This window comes from Fibrobacter sp. UWB13, assembly GCF_900177805.1.
GTDB lineage: Bacteria > Fibrobacterota > Fibrobacteria > Fibrobacterales > Fibrobacteraceae > Fibrobacter.
The window spans coordinates 321,519-341,130 of the sequence record NZ_FXAX01000002.1 but is presented as its reverse complement, the minus strand read 5'-3'; the positions used below and the strand labels follow the sequence as shown (position 1 = coordinate 341,130).

The 19,612-nt window shown below is 47.7% G+C and carries 13 protein-coding genes; all 13 read right to left on the bottom strand.

What is annotated here, in order from left to right; all coding sequences use genetic code 11:
* Positions 1-2: 2 nt before the first annotated feature.
* The 13 genes from B9Y77_RS11135 to B9Y77_RS11075 all read right to left on the bottom strand — a co-directional run bounded on the left by B9Y77_RS11135 (position 3) and on the right by B9Y77_RS11075 (position 19,474).
* Positions 3-908, bottom strand: a complete 906-nt coding sequence (locus tag B9Y77_RS11135; RefSeq protein WP_014545921.1) for a DUF58 domain-containing protein — start codon at positions 906-908, stop codon at positions 3-5.
* 129 nt (positions 909-1,037) lie between these two features.
* Positions 1,038-3,008 carry a TonB-dependent receptor gene (locus tag B9Y77_RS11130; protein ID WP_254900014.1) on the bottom strand — a complete coding sequence of 657 codons (1,971 nt, stop codon included), beginning with the start codon at positions 3,006-3,008 and terminating at the stop codon, positions 1,038-1,040.
* Positions 3,001-3,501 carry a hypothetical protein gene (locus B9Y77_RS11125; RefSeq protein ID WP_254900013.1) on the bottom strand — a complete coding sequence of 167 codons (501 nt, stop codon included), beginning with the start codon at positions 3,499-3,501 and terminating at the stop codon, positions 3,001-3,003. The genes B9Y77_RS11130 and B9Y77_RS11125 overlap by 8 nt, the downstream gene beginning before the upstream one ends.
* Before the next feature lie 25 nt (positions 3,502-3,526).
* Positions 3,527-3,946 carry a hypothetical protein gene (locus tag B9Y77_RS11120; protein ID WP_085491685.1) on the bottom strand — a complete coding sequence of 140 codons (420 nt, stop codon included), beginning with the start codon at positions 3,944-3,946 and terminating at the stop codon, positions 3,527-3,529.
* 72 nt (positions 3,947-4,018) lie between these two features.
* The gene (locus B9Y77_RS11115; RefSeq protein ID WP_085491684.1) at positions 4,019-4,873 is read right to left on the bottom strand and encodes a metal ABC transporter permease; all 855 of its coding nucleotides are present in this window, start codon (positions 4,871-4,873) and stop codon (positions 4,019-4,021) included.
* A complete protein-coding gene (locus tag B9Y77_RS11110; RefSeq protein ID WP_085491683.1) occupies positions 4,866-5,576 on the bottom strand; it encodes a metal ABC transporter ATP-binding protein in 711 nt (236 codons plus the stop codon). The genes B9Y77_RS11115 and B9Y77_RS11110 overlap by 8 nt, the downstream gene beginning before the upstream one ends.
* A 1-nt stretch (position 5,577) precedes the next feature.
* On the bottom strand, positions 5,578-6,576 hold the full coding sequence (locus tag B9Y77_RS11105) for a metal ABC transporter substrate-binding protein (RefSeq protein ID WP_085491682.1): 999 nt from the start codon (positions 6,574-6,576) through the stop codon (positions 5,578-5,580).
* A gap of 565 nt (positions 6,577-7,141) precedes the next feature.
* On the bottom strand, positions 7,142-7,519 hold the full coding sequence (locus B9Y77_RS11100; protein ID WP_085491681.1) for an Hsp20/alpha crystallin family protein: 378 nt from the start codon (positions 7,517-7,519) through the stop codon (positions 7,142-7,144).
* Between the two features lie 347 nt (positions 7,520-7,866).
* The gene (gene dinD, locus B9Y77_RS11095; protein ID WP_085491680.1) at positions 7,867-8,706 is read right to left on the bottom strand and encodes a DNA damage-inducible protein D; all 840 of its coding nucleotides are present in this window, start codon (positions 8,704-8,706) and stop codon (positions 7,867-7,869) included.
* Positions 8,707-9,114: 408 nt separating this feature from the next.
* The gene (locus B9Y77_RS11090; protein ID WP_085491679.1) at positions 9,115-9,819 is read right to left on the bottom strand and encodes a hypothetical protein; all 705 of its coding nucleotides are present in this window, start codon (positions 9,817-9,819) and stop codon (positions 9,115-9,117) included.
* Between the two features lie 72 nt (positions 9,820-9,891).
* Positions 9,892-12,006, bottom strand: a complete 2,115-nt coding sequence (locus B9Y77_RS11085; protein WP_085491678.1) for an ATP-dependent DNA helicase — start codon at positions 12,004-12,006, stop codon at positions 9,892-9,894.
* Between the two features lies 1 nt (position 12,007).
* Positions 12,008-15,739 carry a UvrD-helicase domain-containing protein gene (locus tag B9Y77_RS11080; protein WP_085491677.1) on the bottom strand — a complete coding sequence of 1,244 codons (3,732 nt, stop codon included), beginning with the start codon at positions 15,737-15,739 and terminating at the stop codon, positions 12,008-12,010.
* Positions 15,740-15,754: 15 nt separating this feature from the next.
* A complete protein-coding gene (locus B9Y77_RS11075; RefSeq protein WP_085491676.1) occupies positions 15,755-19,474 on the bottom strand; it encodes an exodeoxyribonuclease V subunit gamma in 3,720 nt (1,239 codons plus the stop codon).
* Positions 19,475-19,612: the final 138 nt, after the last annotated feature.

Below are 19,612 nucleotides of genomic sequence, written 5' to 3'. Positions count from 1 at the left end.
CGTTATCTGCTGGCAGCGCGAGCGCGGCGGCGGAAGTGCTCGATGAGCGGGGCGACGGTTTCCTTGAAGTCGTCGTGCGTCTCGATGCGAACAAAGTCAATCGACATGCGCTGGAATAGTTCCTTGGTCGCTTTGCCTTGACGTTTGGCTTCGCGAGCGAATGCTTCGCGGAAGGCGGCATCGCCGGTGTCGATTAAAAGCGTTTCACCGGTTTCGGGGTCTTCGAGTTCTACGAGGCCTGCGGGCGGAAGTTCCATTTCGCGCGGGTCAACGACGGACACGGCGAGAACGTCATGGCGCTTGCGCAAAATCTTGAATGCGTTTTCGAAACCTTCATCCAAAAAGTCACTCATTACGACAACGACAGCTTTGCGGTTCAAAATCTTGCCGGCATATTCCAATGCTACTTGCGTATTGGTGCCATGGTGTTGCGGCTTGAAGTAAAGAATTTCGCGGATGAGGCGCAACACGTGCTTGCGGCCTTTCTCAGGCGGGATGAAAAGTTCGACCTGATCGGTATAAATGAGGAGGCCGACCTTGTCGTTATTCTTGATGGCCGCAAAGGCGAGGAGAGCCGTGAGCGTTGCCATGACTTCACCTTTCATTTGCTTGCCAGAACCGAATTCGGAGCTGCTTGAAGCATCGACCATGAGGAGCATGGTCATTTCGCGTTCTTCGATGAACTTTTTGACGTAAGGCGTGCCGGTTCGGGCGGTCACGTTCCAGTCAATTGTGCGAACGTCATCGCCGGGCATGTATTCGCGAACTTCGCTGAATTCCATACCGTTCCCTTTGAAGGAACTGTGGTAAGCTCCGGTCATCACGGTGTCGAGCGTGCCGCGCACAGAAAGTTCAATGCGGCTAACGGTCTTTAAAACTTCTTTATCAAGCAATTCTTTATCGGCCATCGTAATTCTTCTTTTTTACGCTAAAGAATATACAAATATCGCGCGAGAAAGACCATATGGTGGCACTTTATGTAATAGGGAATGGCGACCCCGGCATAGTGACCGGGGGGACAATGCGAATAATCGTTTTTAGAACTCGACCTTGGCGAGGATGCTTATATTGCGTCCTTTATCGGGCATGACGGATTTGAGGCGCGAAAGATGGTTGCGGACATCGGCATTGAACAAGTTATCGCCACGGAGGATGATGCTGTAGTCGGCGAGCGTGAGTGCCCAATGGAATTCCAGTAGCGCACCGAACGTGACGTAGCCGGGTGTGCGTTGTTCGTAGCGGTCTAGGCGGTTTTGCGCGAGCGCAAATTCCGTGTTGATTCCTGCGCGGACGTGTTGCCAGATGTAAGCCATTTCGGCGTGAAAATGGAACGGCGGAATTTGTGGCATGTCGCTCCAGTTTTCGTTCTGGTAGAATCCACAAACATAACCTGCGCCTGTTTGGGCATAGAATCCCTGCTCTGCAGAAGTCTCGATGGATGCGTTTGCACCCATGAGGAGCGCGTCGTCGCCGCTGACTTGATAAATCGGCAAAAGTTGGGACCAGTTGGTGTCTCCAGTGGCGCGTGGCGCAAGGTGATTCAGGAACCACGTGATGTGCGTTGATGCTCGCCAGTTGAAGTGCTCGCCGTAATCTCGAAATTCGAGTTCTGCTCCGTAACCGCTTTCGGCGTCGAGCTTGTGGTAGCCGCGTTCGTAGGTGTAGGCGGCGAGATGCGGGCCTTGGTTGTAGAGTTCTTCGATGGTCGGGGCGCGCGTGGTGCGGAATACATCAAGTGTCAGAAATTTCCCGGGGGCGACGATTTGTGAAAATTCGGCAGCGAATGCCCATAGTACAAAATTGCGGTCTTCGATGGCGTCTTTGTCTGCAACGACACTTTCGCGTGGCCTAAAAAATGCTCCGCCCAGTCGTGCGGATAAGGTGATTTCTAAACCATCCCATCCGCTTAAGCTAGCGATGGAAAATAGCGATGCAGCGTAAGAATTGGTGGGAGGCGTAAAGACGTAACCACCCATTTCGACAGAGCGGCTGTCGAGTTCTGTGCCGAGGCGAATGCCGAAAAATGGATTGCTATTGGCGATGAATTTTTCAATGCGCAAGTTTGCTTGATTGACCGCAAATTCTGCACCGACGTATTTCTTTGTCTCAAATTCCTTGTGGTGGTATTGATTGTAACGGAAGATAACGTTGAGTGTGTCGGGGCGGGCTGCGGGAATGTGCAGTCCTTGCAAAGTAAAATCGCGTTTGGATAGTTCAATGTCTACACCGTTGGGGTGACCACCGATGAATCCGCCGGGAATGCCGTAATCGGAATTGAAGGAACGGAATGAGGCTCCAAACTTGAAACGGTCAAGGCTGTAGGCGGCGCCGATGGCAATACTCCTGTTTTCGATATCCGTATTTTTGAGCGTGCCTTTGGATGTTTCCATATCGCCCATGTTACGTGCGGAAACTTCACCTTTGAGCGAAACGCCGTGAACGCTTGCGTTTGCGCTGATAACGGTTGCGAATCCCGGTTGGCCTGTTTCGGCGTAGTTCGCGATGTGGCCGTGGAAAAGCGAATCATCGTAGGGAATGTCTTGATGATTGACTTGAATGACTCCGCCTGCGGTGGCGAAAGATTGTGCGAGAATTTGCGGCCCGCGCGTGATGCGCAATTTGTGTGCGGTCAGGACTTCGGATGCAACGGCGTGATCGGGCGAGGTAGCGCTCATGTCTCCGCAAAAGGAACCGTCTTCGGTAAGCGTGACGTGACTGCCTGAAAGCCCTTTGATGACGGGGCGTGCGGCGGCAGGACCCATGGAGCGGATGGCGATATCAGGCTCGTTTTTTATAGTCTCTGCGATAGTTGTAGAAATTTTGCGGTCGAGCTTTTCGTCTTTTAAAACTTCGTCTTCGCGGAGGCCGTTTAAAATTGTTTCGCTAGATTGTTCAGCGACAACTGTTGAATTGCCTAAATCTTGGATAAATTCTTGGGCAAAAGAAAAATGAAGGAAGCCTCCGCAAAGGAGGCTCCCCATGACAGCCCTAAAAAGGGTGTTATTCATCGTCGTCATCGTCCTGGAACGGGCAATCTTCTGCCTTCAAGGCTTTGTCAACAATGATGCGGATTTCCGGCGTACGTGCGTCGGCGTGATCGTGGTGCTTGACCTTGAGCGTCAACGTTGTTTCGCCTTCCTTGACGCCTTTCAGGTGGAAGCCCCAACTGCCACATGCTTCGATGTCGAGGATGGATTCATCGCCAATGCTCCAGCCGAGTGTGTGCTCGTCGTCCTTGGGTGCGGAAACTTCTTTCTTTTCATCATCGAGGAACTTGACCGTCAAATGCTCGCTAAGGCAATTTGCATTGACACGGAGCGTTTCGAGGCTCTTGTCTTCTTTGCCCTGGTAAACGCTGTAGGCAAGTTTCCAGTCGGGCCAGTAGAGGTTCCAACCTTCGGCTTCGAAGTGTTCGTGCTGATCGGTGGAGGTGGAATTGCTGTCGCTACATGCGGCAAAGAACGCGCAGAACGCGGCAAGAGAGAGATGTTTGATTTTCATTTTTATCCTTTGTATGGGTGAAATCTTATCTGAACATTTTGGCATCTTTGATTATTGGGAAACCGATGCCGTCTTCTACTTTTTCAAATTCAAATGTGCCGATGATGGTGATGGATGTGCCTTCGGATGGGTATTCGCTTGGAAACTTGCGTGGCTTGGCTAGCTCAAATGCGAGACCTTGAGAACAACAGGCGAGGGCGTCCTTGATAACGCAACCGAAAAAACGTTGGTTTGCTTCTTCATCGAAATAGCTCGAAAAGGCTCCCTTCATTTTGATGCGCTTGCCGACGTATTTTTGAGGGTCGGTGACCATTTGGTAGACCATCGAATAGACCATGGTACTGCTCATACGTGTGAGGTCAATGTCGGCATTGCTGGAATTTTCCTTGGCGAATGTCGAGGTCGTGAAAAGGAGTAGAAGAAAAATTGTAAATAACTTATGCAAAATTTGATCTCCAAAAAATATGGATCCTTCGCGGAGTTTATCCCGGACTCCGTTCCGGGACTCAGGATGACGTTAAGCTCTCCTACAGCGGATGAAACTTGTTGTGTAACAGATGAGGAATGCGACAATGTTGGCGGCGACAATCGTTGAACCTACAGGAGTTCCAGCGAGGATGGCAATGATGATACCGGTGAGGGAACAGACGACGGAAATTACGGCTGCGGCAACGGTCACTGTGAAAAAGCTTTTGAAAACTCGCATGGCTGAAAGTGCAGGGAATACGACGAGTGCCGAAACGAGTAACGCGCCAACGAGATTCATGGCAAGGACTATAATCGCTGCGATGATGGTGGCGATAAGGAGGTTGAAAAAATTGACGTTGACGCCTGTCGCTCGTGCAAAATTTTCGTCAAAGGTGATGGCGGAAATCTTGTTGTAAAAGAGGACGAATGTTACGAGGACGATTGCAGAGAGGATTACGCAAAGGTAAACGTCTGTCGGCTTGAGCGTAAGAATGGACATGGAGCCGAATAGCGTTGTGCAGACATCGCCCGCGACATTTGCCGATGACGAGAATATGTTCATCAGCAAATAGCCGATGGCAAGGGCCCCTGCCGAAACCATGGCGATGGCGGCATCACCCTTGATTTGTATGCCCGAACGCGAGTCTCTGCTACCGCAAAGGAGTAAAATTGCAACAGCTACGGTCACGGGCAAAATGATGAGCATGTTGTTCGTGACTTTAAGAACGGCAGCAATCGCGAGCGCTCCGAATGCGACGTGCGAAAGTCCATCGCCTATGTAGGAGTACCGCTTGAGAACGAGCGTGACGCCCAAAAGCGAGGAACATAGCGAGATGAGCGTTCCGACAATAATCGCGTAGCGTACAAAAGGAAAGTCTAGGTAGAAAAATAGTTTGTCAAGCATGGGATAAATTGTCATGCCCGCCGGAGCCTGTGCTGAGCGCAGTCGAAGTAAGCGGGCATCTCCGTTGATGCACTAATTCGTTAAAGTTCAGTATTCTGGTGGCATTGTTGCGTGCGGCCTCAACGTCGTGCGTGACCATCACGATAGTCATGTTCTTATTTTCGTGAAGGTCCTTGATAATGTTGTACATGTTCTGCGATGATTCGGGATCAAGTCCTGTGACGGGCTCGTCCAAAAGCAACAAGCGCTCGGCAGCGCACAAAGCCCTCGCCAAAAGAACGCGCTGCTTTTGACCGCCAGAAAGTTCGCGGAAACTTTCTTTCCGCAGATTCTCTGTCCGCGTGAGTTCCAAACATTCGTTTGCGCGTTTGCGGAGGGCTTTCCCATAAAATGGCAACAACAGACTTTTCCCTTGAAATGCCGAAAGGACAATCTCTTCGACGGATGCCGGGAAATCTTTTTGCGCTATCGTGATTTGAGGCAAGTAGCCGATTTGGTTTCGCCTGAGATTGTCGCAAAGTTCGATCTTCCCGGATTTCGGGCGTAAAACCCCGGCGAGGCCGCGCAAAAATGTTGTCTTTCCGCAGCCGTTTCTGCCTATGATGCAGAGGTATTCGCCGGAATGAATCCCGTAATCAAAACTGTGAAGGATGTCTTTGTTGTTGTATCCCAGTGTTATTTTGTTGCACTTGAGCAGAAACATATCAGTTCAAAGCCTTTTTCAAGTTTTCCAAGTTGGCTCTCATTAGCGATAAGTAATTGATGCCGTTGTTTATTTGCTCTTCTGTGATAGACTGCATTGAATTGATGGTGAGAATTTGTGCGTTCTGGGATTTTTTACTTGCGGCAAGCACTGCCTTTGCGATTTTTTCATTGCCGTTTTCGATAATGAAAATTGACGGGAGGGATTCGCTGTCCATTTTTCCTGCGAGGAATGCGATAGTTTCAAAGCTAGCCTCGCTTTCGGCGGAACAGCCAACAAACGCGGCATAATACTTAATGCCATAATCGTCCACCAGATAGCGAAAAGGAAATCGATCGCCGAAAAGAACTGTCTTGCGGGCGGCGCTTTCTACTGCGGTGCGGTATTCTGCGTCAAGTGACTGGATTTGGGCGATATAGGCTACAGAGTTTTGCTTGTAGGCGGATGCGTGGGCTGCGTCGATTTTGGAAAGTTCTTCGGCGATTTTCTTCACGAGAATTTCGGCGTTCTTCAGCGAGAGCCAAACGTGTTCATCATTTTCAACTTCTTCATCGTGGTGATGGTGCTCGTGTTTTTCTTCGGCCTGCATGCCTTCGACGATTTCTTCTGCCTTTACGCGGTCGCCAAGAGCTTCCATCAAATTGATTTCAACGCGGCCCTTTTTCGGGGATGCTGTGAGCGCGTCTTTAATCCATTCGTCAGATTCGCCACCGACGTAAATTACCATGTCGGCACTTGCAATTTTTGCGACATCGTGAGCTGTGGGCTTGTAACTGTGCAAATCGATGCCGTTCTTGATGAGCAACGTGAGATTGACGGAATCGGTGCGTGTTCCGAGGATTTCTTTTGTCCACGCGTATTCTGGATAAATGGTGGTGATGATGGAGAATTCGTGTGATTCCTGCTTTTTGTTTTCGGAAACGCTGTTGCAGGCTACGAGGGAGAAGAGCGCTGCGACAAAAATGGCGCACGCCAAAAAACAAAATGAAAGCTTTTTCATTTTTAAACCTTTTATGAATGTTGAATAATTTTTTAGGGCAATAGAAAGAATATGCCTGATGTTATCCCAGACGAGTCTTGGGACGTTCATGACAAAATTCTATTGAAAAAGGATTTTGTAGTACTGCTGGAAAGTTAATTTAGCAGTAAAATCTTTTGTGAAACTAGCGTTGTCGGGCGCAGTACAAGGACTGCAAATTTCACTAACTTAAAAAGAAAACAGCGGCAAATGATTTCAATCGGCGCTTCAACGAGCTCAAAGCAAAATTCCGAAATCAAGTCCAGACAGTGGTGGAGGTGATGGCAGACGTGACAATGCTCGCCATGACAGTGATGTTCAACGTGACGCTCCGTGTAAAAGAGCGCCAGCGCAACCATCAACCTGTCAAGTACGTGTAAATTCAATTTGAGAATCATTCGCAAATTCAAATATAGTACAAAAAAGAAATTTTGGCAATAAAAAATTCCCGACATCGCTGCCGGGAATTTTTTGTTCTAAGGAGGAGTTGTATGAAAAATTGCTTGGTTGATGTGCTTTTCAGCACGAGGCGCTAGCCCGATTGCCGTTAGGCAATGGCAATTTTGCGGGCTGCAGCCTGAGCTTTCTTGGTAAGGTCGAATTTCAGGATACCGTTTTCCAAGGAGACTTTAATGTTTTCGGTATCGATATCGTCTGCCAAGCGGAAGCTACGTTCGTAAGTGAACTTTTCGTCCTTGCGTGCGCGGGTAGCCTTGACCGTCAAGATATTCTTTTCGACCTGGATGTCCATGTCTTCTTTCTTGACACCCGGAAGCTCGACTTCGAGAGCAAAGCCGCCTTCGGTTTCGTAGTAGTCTGCCTTCGGCGTGTAAGTGCATTCGCCCTGTGCCTTTGCGGCGTTCAAGCTGTCAATGAAGTTCTGGATACCATAGAAAGCGTTCGGAAGGATCTGTGTGTTCATCATAATTTTAACCTCTTTTTGTTGCGGGCTCGGCGTTTACCGTTGGCCCTTTTGTTTACACCCTACCTTAAGCTAAAGCCGTGCCAACTTTTTCGTTTTTGAGGCTTATGCAGAAAAAATTTTTTGTGAGGTGATGGTGAATATTGCAAAAATGGCGAAATTTGATGAAAAAACGCGGTTTTTGATGGGAAATGCGGTGAAAAATGTGCAAAAATGTGTGCGTGGGTGGCCGAAAAATGCGATTGTAATGTCGTGTGCGAGGCGGGTATTTCAGAAAGTAACGGCCGGTGTTTCGCCAGTGAAACAATCGGTGCGTCAAAATGAAATGGGAACTCTTTTGGCGAGATTTGTTATTTCTTCGCAATGGCTTTCTTGCGTTCCTGTTTCAACTTTTTGGCACTGATCTTGGGAGTGGGGAGATTTTCTGGCATGGTTCCGCCAAGTTCAGCAATTGTCTGGCGAACTTTCTTGCCTACGGCAAAATGTGTCTCGTTCGCTAATTCTTTCCCCTTGATATTTTCACGACGGAGTTTGTCATCTGTTTGCGTAATGCGGAACAGGTTTGCTGCAAGCTCCGTAGCGCCCATGTGATCCAATATTTGTTCGCTTTTCTTGAGACCTTTGCGCTTATGAATATCTTTCATTCCCAGGCCGTTATAAAGACCTTGATATCCGCGATTTTGGAACACTGCATAATCCATGGGCGTTTCGACTCCGGCAGCTTTTGCGGAGCTGGCTAGGAATTTATTGCGAATCGTTACTTCGTCACGGATGGCCAAACGTTTTTCGTCTTCCGAAAGCTGTGCAACTTCATCATAAATTTCCTTTTGACGAGTTTTAACAGCGAAATATGTTTGCCCAAGGGCTATTACTTCTTTACGGGGATCCCCATTCATTACAATCAGGTAACAAGCATAACGGGAAAGCTTTATATCGGCGACTTCTCGCTGGGCTCCTTTGGCAAGATTTATCATTTTGTTGACGCCAACAAAATGATCTGTCTCAACAAAACCGCTTGATGCGCAAGCTTCCTTTGCTCGTTTTATGCTCTTTTCAAAATTTCTCCATTCTGTATATTCCAAAGCAATTTGCAGTTCTCTTGCGTACCAAAATTCATTCCCGTTTTCATCAATGTGCTTGAGGTTTTCAAATGTCTGCTGAGAATAAGTGGTAACTTCTTTTTTAGTCATTGGGTCTCCTGTGTTTATTATTTTTGCTGGGAGCGCCCTTGCAATATGGCAAAGCCAAATAAAGCAAAAGCGCATCATTCCTTTCTACGGAATGACGCGCTGAGATGTAATGTACCTAATATCCAAAAAACTGGCAAGGGGCTTAAGAAAATTTTACAGGTTCATCTTCCTCAAATTTTTTTATTGTGCAGATGCTGTCTGCACAAATTCATTTTGTGCGTTGAGTGCGATAGGGATGGGGGTCGGATTAAAAACTCTTTTTCTCTATATTGGGTAGGGTTTGGATAGCGATTGGGTAGTGTCTTTCTACTTTCTACAATAATAAAAAATTCGCCCGCGTAATTGCGGGCGATGTGCTGTAAATATTTGTGTATGGCGGCCCCGGAATAAATCCGGGGTGACATTCTATTACAGCTTCTTCTTTGCGGTGCTCTTTTTCGGAGCGGTGAAGTAGTTCTTTATGAAGACTTCGAATTCTTCGTCTTCGATTTTGTGCATGGTCGAGAGTTTGTCAAAAATCCAGCAGAGCTGTTCGTCGGTTTGGATGGCGACGTAGCCGTCTTTGCGGAACACTTTGAGCTTCAAGAGACCGCTGTCCCAGCGCTTAGAAAGTTTGAAGTCTTCGAGCAAACGGGACTGTTCCTTGCAGATGGCGAGTTTATCTGCAAAGGAATAGATCGGGGCGTAGATGTTCGGGTTGCAGAGGTGCAAAAGTCCGTTACGGGCGTTTGCGGGATTCTTTGCGAACTTCTTGGAGGCGAAGTCTTCGAGCTGTTCCTTGATTTCGGAAACAGTCTTGCCGCGGGTGGCTGCCGGGAGGGTGGAAAACTGGTTCAGGATGCCCTGCAAAAAGCTGAGGTCCCAATTCTTGGAGGACGTACCGGTGCCTGCTTTCCAGAGGCCTGCGTTGCCTTTGCCGGTGTTGGCGATGGCGTAAAGGGCGACTGCCTGCGGAGCGAATTCGCCGTTGGCCGGTGCTGCGGGGATGGCTTCGACGGATTCACCGAGGAAGTTCTCAGCGAGGAACTGGTCGAATGCGTCGTAGATTTCTTCTTTGCCCGGGACTTTGAAACGCGGGGCGCCATTTGCTTTGAGTTCTTTGATTGTTGCCATTTTTCTTCCTTTATTTTTTTTCTTACTTAAATATACACAGAAACGCGGGTGGAAAAACGGGGATTTGCAAAACTATAGCGAAATTCCCGTGTCACGCTCGCTGACCGTGGTCACGGCGGCTTCGAATGTGTCGTTGTTTGCGATGATGGTGACGCTATCCATAGCGCGGGTAATGCCTGTGTAGATGATTTGGTTCGTGAGCAGGGGGTGCCCGATTTTGGTCGGCAGGAACATGGTCACGTGATTGTACTCGGAGCCTTGCGACTTGTGGATGGTGATGGCAAATGCTGTCGCGATTGCATCCTTGGGGAGGATCGAAAGCGGGTAGAATACATAGTCATCGCGAGTCTTTTGGAGGTCCTTTCTTTGTGGAGGCGCTTTTTTGAGCATGAGGCAGGGAGTGTTGCCGTCAAAGACGACGATGCCTGTGTCGCCGTTGTAAAGCTTGAACATTTCCTGGTTTTTGGTAATAATCAGGAGCTGTCCAGGGAAATAGCCGGAGTCGTCCCATTGGACGGTTTCGCCTTCTTTTTTCTTTTTAGCGCTCCATAGACTCTTGATTTTAGAACAAACTTTTTTGTTTATGTTTTCTACGCCTCGGAGGCCACGACGTTCAGCGCAGAGGATTCGCTTTGTCAACGAAAGCTTCCAAATGTCATTGCGACGTTTTGTTTCAATTTTATCGGGGTCATCTGCTTCAATGCCGGTGCGTTGTGGGTTGATTTGCACGGCGAACTCGGGAAGCTTGGCGAAATCTTGAGACCATTCGCTAATGAACGATTCGATGAGCTTTTCCTCTTCTTTTTTCGTAAGCGGTTTGTCGCCAGTTTCGAGGCTCTTGTAAAGAACTTTGTCCTTGAATTTTGGGGACTCGTCATTTTCAGGAGCAGACTCTTCACCGGTAATGGTGAATTTGTGCGGGACGAACTGGTTGTTGTCCTTGCTTTCGGCAACTTTCTTGATTTCTGCAGCGAGCTTACCGATGTTTGAACTGTCGTCAAATCGGTTGGATTCGTTGAGCATGACGGAGAAATCCTTGCCGGATTGCACTTTCAGGATTTCACCGAGGACGGCTCCGGAATCAACAGACGGGAGCTGGAATGAGTCACCGAGGATGAATATGCGTGCGCCTTCGGGGATGGCTTCGAGGAGGGCTGCGAACATTTCGATGTCGATCATGCTAGCTTCGTCGATGACGAAGATGGAATTCTTGGGGAATTGTTCTTTGCGGTTGAATGTGAAACATCCCTTGCTTCTGGAGAATCGGAGCAGACGGTGGATGGTGCTGCTTTCGAGTTCGTTCAGTTTGCGGAAAATACGCTCGTTATCGCCGGTCTTTTGTTCGTCAAGAATATTTGAGAGACCGCCGATAAGGCTTTCGCGCATGCGGTCGGCTGCCTTGCCGCTCGGAGCGGCGAGATAGATGTTCCAGTCGAGCATTTCGCTGTGGTTTGCGAGCAGGTTCCACAGAATGTAGAGAACGACGGTTGTCTTGCCGGTGCCCGGGCCGCCAGTGATGACCAGGTTTTCTGTTTGCCCACGGATGATGGCTTCGGCTTGGCGTTCCTTGATGATGAACTTTTTGCCGTCTTTAGGCTCGCACATGTCAGCGATTTTTTGTGTGCAATCATCGATTTCTTTTTGGCTCGGCTTGCTGCCGTCCTTGAACAAAATCTTCGCTGCTTTTTCAATCACGCATTTGGCATCGAAATGCTTGGTAAAGTAAAGGTGCGTTCCGTTATTGCGCTTGGCGAGGACAAAAGGCTTGCTCATGGCGTCTTCGACGGACTCTGTGTCGGTCTCGCGGCTTTCCATGATGGCGGAAAAGTCTTTTGTCAAAATGTCTTGAATACCATCGCTGATGATGCTTGCAAAATCGTTTGCAGTTGCAAAGGCGCTTTCGTCGATATCTTCTTCGGATGTGCTGATACTGAGAGCGACAAGACCGTTCCATTTGCGGGTCCACTTTTCCGTGAACTGTTCTGCGTCTAGCGGAACGCGCGTGTTGCCGTCGTCGAGAAGCGACATACTGAGCGTCAAGAATTTTTGCGTTTGGAGAGAAATGTCGCTTTTGATTTCAAAAAGCAGATGGAGCAAGTGCTTGTCAAGCGGAACGAGCCCGCGTATTTCAATGAGGGCGTCAATGAATTCGTCAATCGATTGTGTAGCGAGTGTTTTGTTATTCATATTATTTTCCCTCCTTATTGGAGGTCTTGCTCATGAGTTTTTTTACTTTTTGATAGGCTTTTTCGAGTTTATCGTAGCTTTCCCAAGTTTGTGCGTAAATGCCCTTGGAGGTGCCGCCTTCGGTGCCACGGATGAACGCGTAATAGATGCCGCCAAAGTGTTTCTCGAAAATTTTAGATTCGCTCAAGTTCTCGTCGGTGCCTTCGCCGTAGAACTGCTTAAGCCATTGAATCAGGCAATAGCTGTAAAGCACGCGCTGGATGGAGTAGTCGTTGTCGACTTTTTCCTTGAGCGCATCGGGCGTGTAGACGTTGTTTTCGAGCATGTCCGATTTCCAGTCGAGAATGGAATAGTACTTTTGACCATTTATGGGGCGGACGAAAAGCAAGTCGATAAATCCCTTGCAGAAACGCCAGAGAATATCTTTCTCGGATGCGTTTTGGTTGAATTGAACTTCGGGCTTGTGATCGCTTTCGGGAATGTCAACAAGTGCGAACGTCTCCGATGTCGTCGTGCTACCTGCGATTTCTGGCAACCTAGCGTTTAGCGTATTCCACGTGTAACGTGTGGCGATGTCGTGCCAAGCTTCGTGATGATTCCAGATGGGGAGCGATTCGCGCTTGAATTCTTCTTCGATGAGGTTCTGCGTCTTTGGATTGGCGAGAGCCTGTTCGAGAGTCTTGTTTTTTTCACCGAATTCCATGAACTTGGTGTTTTCGAAAATGCGGTGGAGGGCATTACCGGCATGCGAACCACGCGGGAATTTTTTCGCAGTTTCGTTCAGGTTCGTCTGGTAATCAAGTTCTTCGTTGAAAGCAATAGTGCAGTTTTTCACCTCTTTGTCGATATCGCTAATCTTGACGGCGGTTGTTTGTGTTGCCGTTGTGTCATCGCCATTGGGGTTGATGTTGCTACCGTCATCGGATTCGATTTGCGAATCAGCCTTTCCTGAAAGCGTGCTGTATGAAAATTGCATAATGCTTGCGGTAGCGATTTTTCCCTGCAAGCTTGCCATGTTGATCTTTTGCTGGGCGATATTTTGAGCGATTTCTTCGTTCGTCAAAACTGCGCCTGCTCCGGATTTTTCATTGAGCGGCTTGAGAATGTTGTTTCTGACGCTTTGCTTTAATGTGTTAGGATCCCAGTTTTCAAGAGTTGGCAATGTTGTTGTCAGCTTTTTATCGGAATCGCGTTGTTCGTCGGCTTGGATGAGTTCTTTTATGGAACTTTCAAGGAACTTGAATTCATCCTTGACTTTATTTGATCCGTACCATTTTTTGTAGCGTGGCAAAATCAATATAGATGATGCTCGTGTGAAGTCGACGTAGAAAAGTCGCTTCCATTCTTCGAGTTCTTCCTGCGCGCGTTTTTGTCTAGCAGTGTCTCCGAAACCGAGCTTAATTTCGTTTTGGTCGTGATAAAGGAACGGTCCAGAGTCTTGCGTGTATCTTTGCTTAAAGCCTGCAACGGAAATGACGATCGGGAATTCAAGCCCCTTCGAGGCGTGAATGGTCATGATTTGCACGGCGTCGTAGTCGGTACTCTTTTCGATGAGGTTTCCATCTTCGTCATCGGCACCTGTACTGTAGCTGGCAAGAGCTTCTAGGTGGCGTACGGTATCTTCGAGGGAGCAATTGTGATTGTAGAGGTATTCAACGGCGTAGTTGCCGATTTGGCGGAGTTTTGCCAAGTTCTGTAATTTGGAAATTTCAGTCAGTCGTTCTTCGATTTGCGTATCGCTGTAAATGCGCTCGAGCATTTCTGCATAGCGGCGCTTTTGGGCGAGTTCTTGCCAAGCATTTATTTTTTTACGGACTGGATTTTCGGGGTCGTCAAACGCTTCGCTTTCGACATATTCGATTTCTTGACAAGAAATTCTGAAGAAGTCTGTGATGAGAGCTTCGCTCAGGAGACGTCTGTTCCAAGCGGAAAAATCGGGCGCATCAATGGCTTTGAATAGTGCAATCCATTCAGCGCATTCGCGGCTGCTGAAAAGGTTGCTGTCTTTGTAGCGGCTGAACGGTACGCCGGCTGCACGCATGGCGTCTTCGATTTCTTCCATTTCGCTTCGGCTGCGGGCGAGGATGGCGAAATCTTTGAAGGTGACGTTTCTGAGTTTGGTGCAGTCTTTTTTGTCGAAAACCTGCAAAACGGTCTTATTGCCAACAAAGGAACACCATTCTACAATTTTTTGGACAGTGGCTTGGGCAAAATCGGTTTCTTCAATATCTTGTTGGCTAATCCAAATAGGAGCGACTTCTTTGCCGTTGATTTGGGGCAAAGCTTTGATTTGACCTTCTTTATCTGGTGAAAGCGAACCCTCGAAATTGATGAGCTTGGTAGAACCTTCGTAGGGCGTGAAAAAACTGCCTTTGAAAAGTTCATTGCAACCATCGATGATGCCTTTTGTCGATCTAAAGTTTGTCTTTAACGACATGCCATTTTTGATTTCTTGAATCGCTTTCTGGTAGACGTTTACATCGGCGCCTTGGAAGCTGTAGATTGACTGTTTCGGGTCGCCCACGACAAAAATTTTGTCGAAAACGGCGCTGAAAATATCCCATTGCAGCTGGTTTGTGTCCTGGAATTCGTCGATGATGGCGTAGGTGTATTGCGCACGAAGCCTTGTCTTGAGTGGGGAATCTCCCTTACTGTTGTCGAGTACGGCTTGGTGGACCGAGAGAATCATGTCGTTGAACGACTGGACTTTCATATCGGTCTTGTGTTTTTGCCATTCATCAAAAACGATAGGCGTTTGAGCAATCAAAAAATTGTTCAACAAAATATCATTGAAATTTTTGAGGAAATTGTTGAGTACTTTGAATGCAACGAAGGACTCGTAAACGTCTGGTTGCCAGTTTGTTTGAAGATACTTGCCATCTTTGAACTCTGAACCAGAATAAAGGGAAGCTCCTTTTTCCCATTTTCCGAGAGTGTCTGTAAAATTCTTTATGGACTTCTTTGCTGTACTGCCGAATCTGTGATCAGGGCTGCCTTTAAGAATTTCAAAAGCTTTGCTGTATGCCGGAAATTTTTTTATGTCATCAAATTTTTCTGCTTCGGCGATTTTTCGCTTGTCTTCGGTGCTTAAGGTATAGCCCAGAACTGAGATTTCTTCAATTTTATCCAGTGGGATAACTTCTTTACTGTTGGAATCCGAACCTTTATAGGCGTTAATAGCTTTGATGAATTTTTCTTTCAAATCGCGGATGAAAGAAGATGTCTTTTCTTCGAAATCTAACAATAAATTAAAATCTTTATCGTTGCTCCAATTGTCGCGAATGAACTTTTCGATGAGGTCGTTAACTTCCTTGTCGTCGATCATGGACATGTCGAATGGACGCCCTGCATCGTAGGCAAATTCCTTGAGTGCTTTTTGACAGAAGGAATGGATGGTGAAAATGGCTGCGTTATCGACATCTTGATAGGCTTTCGTGAACAGGGTGAGTTCTGCATCGCTAAGCGGTTGTTCGGTTTCGTCGCTTTTGTCGATTTTTCGGTTTACGAGGACTTCGTCGATTTTTTTGCGAATACGGTCTTTCAACTCGCCAGCCGCTTTTTCGGTGTACGTGACGATCAGAATTTTTTTGAGCGGTGTGCCAAGGCTAATAAGTTTTGCGACCATCAACTGGATGGTGTATGTTTTGCCTGTGCCTGCCGAGGCTTCGATGAAGAGGCTTTGGGATGGAAGCTTGTTGGAAGGGGCAAATTGTTTAAGAGTAAAATTTTCCATAGTTAAGCCTTCTTCTTAGTTGTCTTGTTCTGTTGCACTGTTATCTGGTGTCTTTGAATCGATCTTTATTTTGATAAGATCTTTCATTTTATTTACAGCCTCAGTCCATTGTCCTGAGAAATCTTGGTCCGCATCAAAGCCCACATCGGTCATGGGGTCGAATAGGGATTTTTTGTCGAAATATTCCCAAGGACCATGCTTTTCAAGGAGCTTGTTTTTATATGTGCGAATGTTTTCGGGATTTTTTTCTTCTTGCCAAATAGCAATCGGAACCGCCTTGAAATAAGGACTTTGTTCTTTATTGCCGAATGCGGCGGTGTAGATTTCTTGCAAAGTCTCGGTTGCTTTTTTCGGAGTCATCTTGACGGTTGCCGTTGTTGCTGGGTTTCCTTTTTTACTGTTGAAAATGGAAATTTTGATGCTTTGATCTTTGTCTAATTGTTCGGAATTTTTTGCTCGTTGGGCAATAATAGCGAGCGCCTTGACGTACGAAGGAATGAATTTTTCTTGTGTGGTGTCTGATCCCGACGACGTAATCGAAATCATCTCGGTAATCTTGTCAAGGTCACTGCTATCGCTCCAGTCCAGCGATCCCGAAAGAGTCCATTTTTCCGAATCACTACGTTCAAATTGGATGTCCTCAATTTTGGCTTGGTAGCTCCAGGAATCCTTGATTTTTTGGACAAGATCTTTACCCATGTTATCCTTAATGATTTCCTTGTTCGCCTTGATTTCGGCTGTGAGCTTGTCTCCAAAGATTCCATCGGGCGTTCCGCCTTTCAACTTGGATTCCTTTTGGAACTTTTTGAGTTCATTAGACTTGTTTGAAAGTTCTGCGGCGAGCGTCATTTTGAGTAGTGTACTCTTTTTCAATGCATCCAGCTGGATGGGCTCGAACATTTCCTTTTCGGGGTCTTCTGAATCGGAGTCGGCGAGCATTTGGCTGATGCGGAACTGGAACGGATCCTTTAGGAAATCGCTCAGCTTGTAAATTGAAACTCGTTCAGGGAGCTTTGCCTTAATGTTGCTACTTGCGAATTTGATGGCGTCTGCTTCCGGATTCGCGTGGGCGTATCCGTCTTGCATCATGTTGAGGAATGCTCGCTTGTTGCGGAGGCTCTTTTGCGTGAACAAGTCGCCAAAATCGCGAGTTTCATCGAGCGAGATTTTGTTCTCGGGCCAGGCTTCGGACTGGCTGACTTTTTCGCCGGAAGCATCGGTTTGGCTGTTGACGGCGTTGATCAAGAACTTTCGGATGTCGTTCACGATTGAGGTCGGGTAAAGTTCTGCGTCCTTGCGGATGTCCTGATTCACGTAGCTGATGTGGAAGCTTTCGCTTGTGCTCATGAGCTGGCAGAGGAAGGCGTAACGGCGCTTGGCGATAGGCGAGTCGTCACCCGGCCATGGGCGGCAAGACTTGCGGAGATCGAGCGTGTTCTGCTGCTTTGCGCCTGGGAAATTCATGGAATCGCCACCGATAAAGAACAGGTGTTTTACAGGGATGATTCGGTTCGGGATGAAGTTCATGAACGTGATGCCATTGACGAACAGCGAGCCGCAGCTGTAAGCGGATGATTGCGCTGCGTTGAGGAGCGTCTGCTTGACCACTTTCCATGAGATGCTTTGTAACCCGGCGTCCATTTGGTTGCGGAGACCTTCGATGCCCTGCGTTACATTATTGACGATGATTCTTTCGCTTGCAAATCCGTCAGGAGAGCTTGCCATCGAGAGCCATTCGTTGATGAAATCGCAAAGCTTGTCGAGGTTTTCAATGCGGTTTTCGCAAACGGTTTCGTGTTTTTCGTTCTGCTTGCAGCCTGCAAATTCCATCCACTTCTTGAGCGAGTCGATGCATTCTACAAACTTGCAGAGGGAGTTGCTGTCGCTTGTCGCCATGTCGGCGTATGGCAGAAATTCGCTGTCGGAAAATTCGACACGATTCTTTGTCATCTTGGCGAGGAGCAGTCGGCGTACGCCGCTCAGCCAGTCTTCTTTTTTCTGCTCGCGGTCGCGGTAGACGTTTGTCGCTTCAATCCAGCTTTCCCAATTGCTGACGTCGTCATCGGTAATGTGGCGCGTCAGCTGTACAACGGGGTTGCGCAACAATTCAAAGAATGCCGGTCGTGTGATGGTACCCTGCTCGAGAATCGCAAACAGGTTTTCCAAAACGTTTTCGGTCAGAGAGCTTCTGGCAGGAGAATCTACGATGGCGAATGGGATGTGCAGGAAACCTTCTTTTTCGTTTTCTCCGGCATATTTTTTCTTTTCGGGAGTCTGGTCGAAAATCGTCTTGATGGCGGTGCGGTAATCGTCCAATGCGGGCGATACCACGAGAATATCGTTCACTCGTGCACCGTTTTGCATGAGCTTACTGATGTTCGTGTGCAACGCTTCGATTTCGCGAATCTTGGTCGGGGCGGCGGTAATGTCAAGGCTAAAGTCGTGCGCCTTGCAATCGCTTGCGGTAAAGTTCGGCAGCGTGTTTTGACGGTTTGCTATCGCGTACTGCACCTTGTGCAGAAGCGTGTCTTGCGGGAGTTCGCTGGCGTCGCTTATTTCGTCGCTGGACTTGCCATCACGACCGCTTATGCTGAAACCGAAATCGTAATCTGTGGCTTGGCACCAGAGCTTGATGTTGTCACGACCGGAACGACCCCAGTTGCAGAGCAACGTGTTTTCGGATTCCGCTTCTTCGTTTTTGTATTCGGAAATGTCGTCAATGTCTGTGTTGTCACCGGCGTTGGAATAGTCCAGGGACATCTTTTTGCAAACGCTGTCGAGGTTTTCTCCGTTGTCGCTCCATTGACCATTGCTGGACTGCCATTTTCTGTGGACGGTGGCAGGCTGGTTTTGGACTGTGGACGCGTCTTCCCAGAACTCCATGCAGGGGTTTTGGATGTAGACGTAAACGTCGTGCGTTTCGGCGTACTTCTGCAAAATCACGCGGTAGAATTGCCCCATGCCGCCAAGGCCGAAAATAAAGAGGGGCGTGTTGCCGATGTGTTCCGTGTGGAACTTGACATTTTTAGTGCCTTTCTCTTTGCATGCTTCGTAGAGATAGGGAATAGTCAAATAGTCTGTGCGTTCAATTCCCTTGCGCTTCGCTTCGTTTTCGAAGACTTCCGTCAGTAACGAAGGGTTATCGCCATGCTTGTGGAAAATGGCGGAATACAGTTCGCGTTGCCAGGCTTCGCGCTTTGCTATGTCTGGATTTGCAATTCCAAAAAAGTCATTCAAATGATCTTGCTTCCACTTGTCGAGAAAGCCTTCAGTGCCACTAATGAATTCGCTTGGACGGCTTGTTTCGTATTCTAGGAATAGCGATGCCATCTTGCTTGCGAAGTCGAAAAGGTGCGTTTCGTCGAGCTTTCCGTCTACCACTAAATAGCGCTTGACTTCGTCGTCCATGCGCATGTAGTTCGGAGTCCCGTCTGTTTCCTTGACGAGGTACGCGAGGATTACATTCCGCAACATGTCGGCATGGAGTTTCTGCTTTTGCTTATCGTCGCCGATGAGGATTTCCATGAGGAATCGGTCGATCATCATCGATTTGAACCCGATGAGCGATTTCTTTTTCTGTACCCATTTCAGACGGAACCACTGTTCCAGTTTCGGGTCGGGGAAGATAACCACTGGGGCTTCAAAGGGGGTTGTCCAGGCTTTGGACACAGCGTCGATCATTTCGTCGGCGAGATTTTCAAGATTAAGCGCAAATTTTAAGTGTAAGTGTTGCATAGCAACAATATATTTTTTATTTCTGTCATTTTTAGGCGTTGACACCGGAAAAATTGAGTTTTTTTAAGACTTTTTTGCCTGTGACCTTAATCTCATGTTTTTGGGGAAAACATTTGCTTTTTGGGGATTTTTCATATA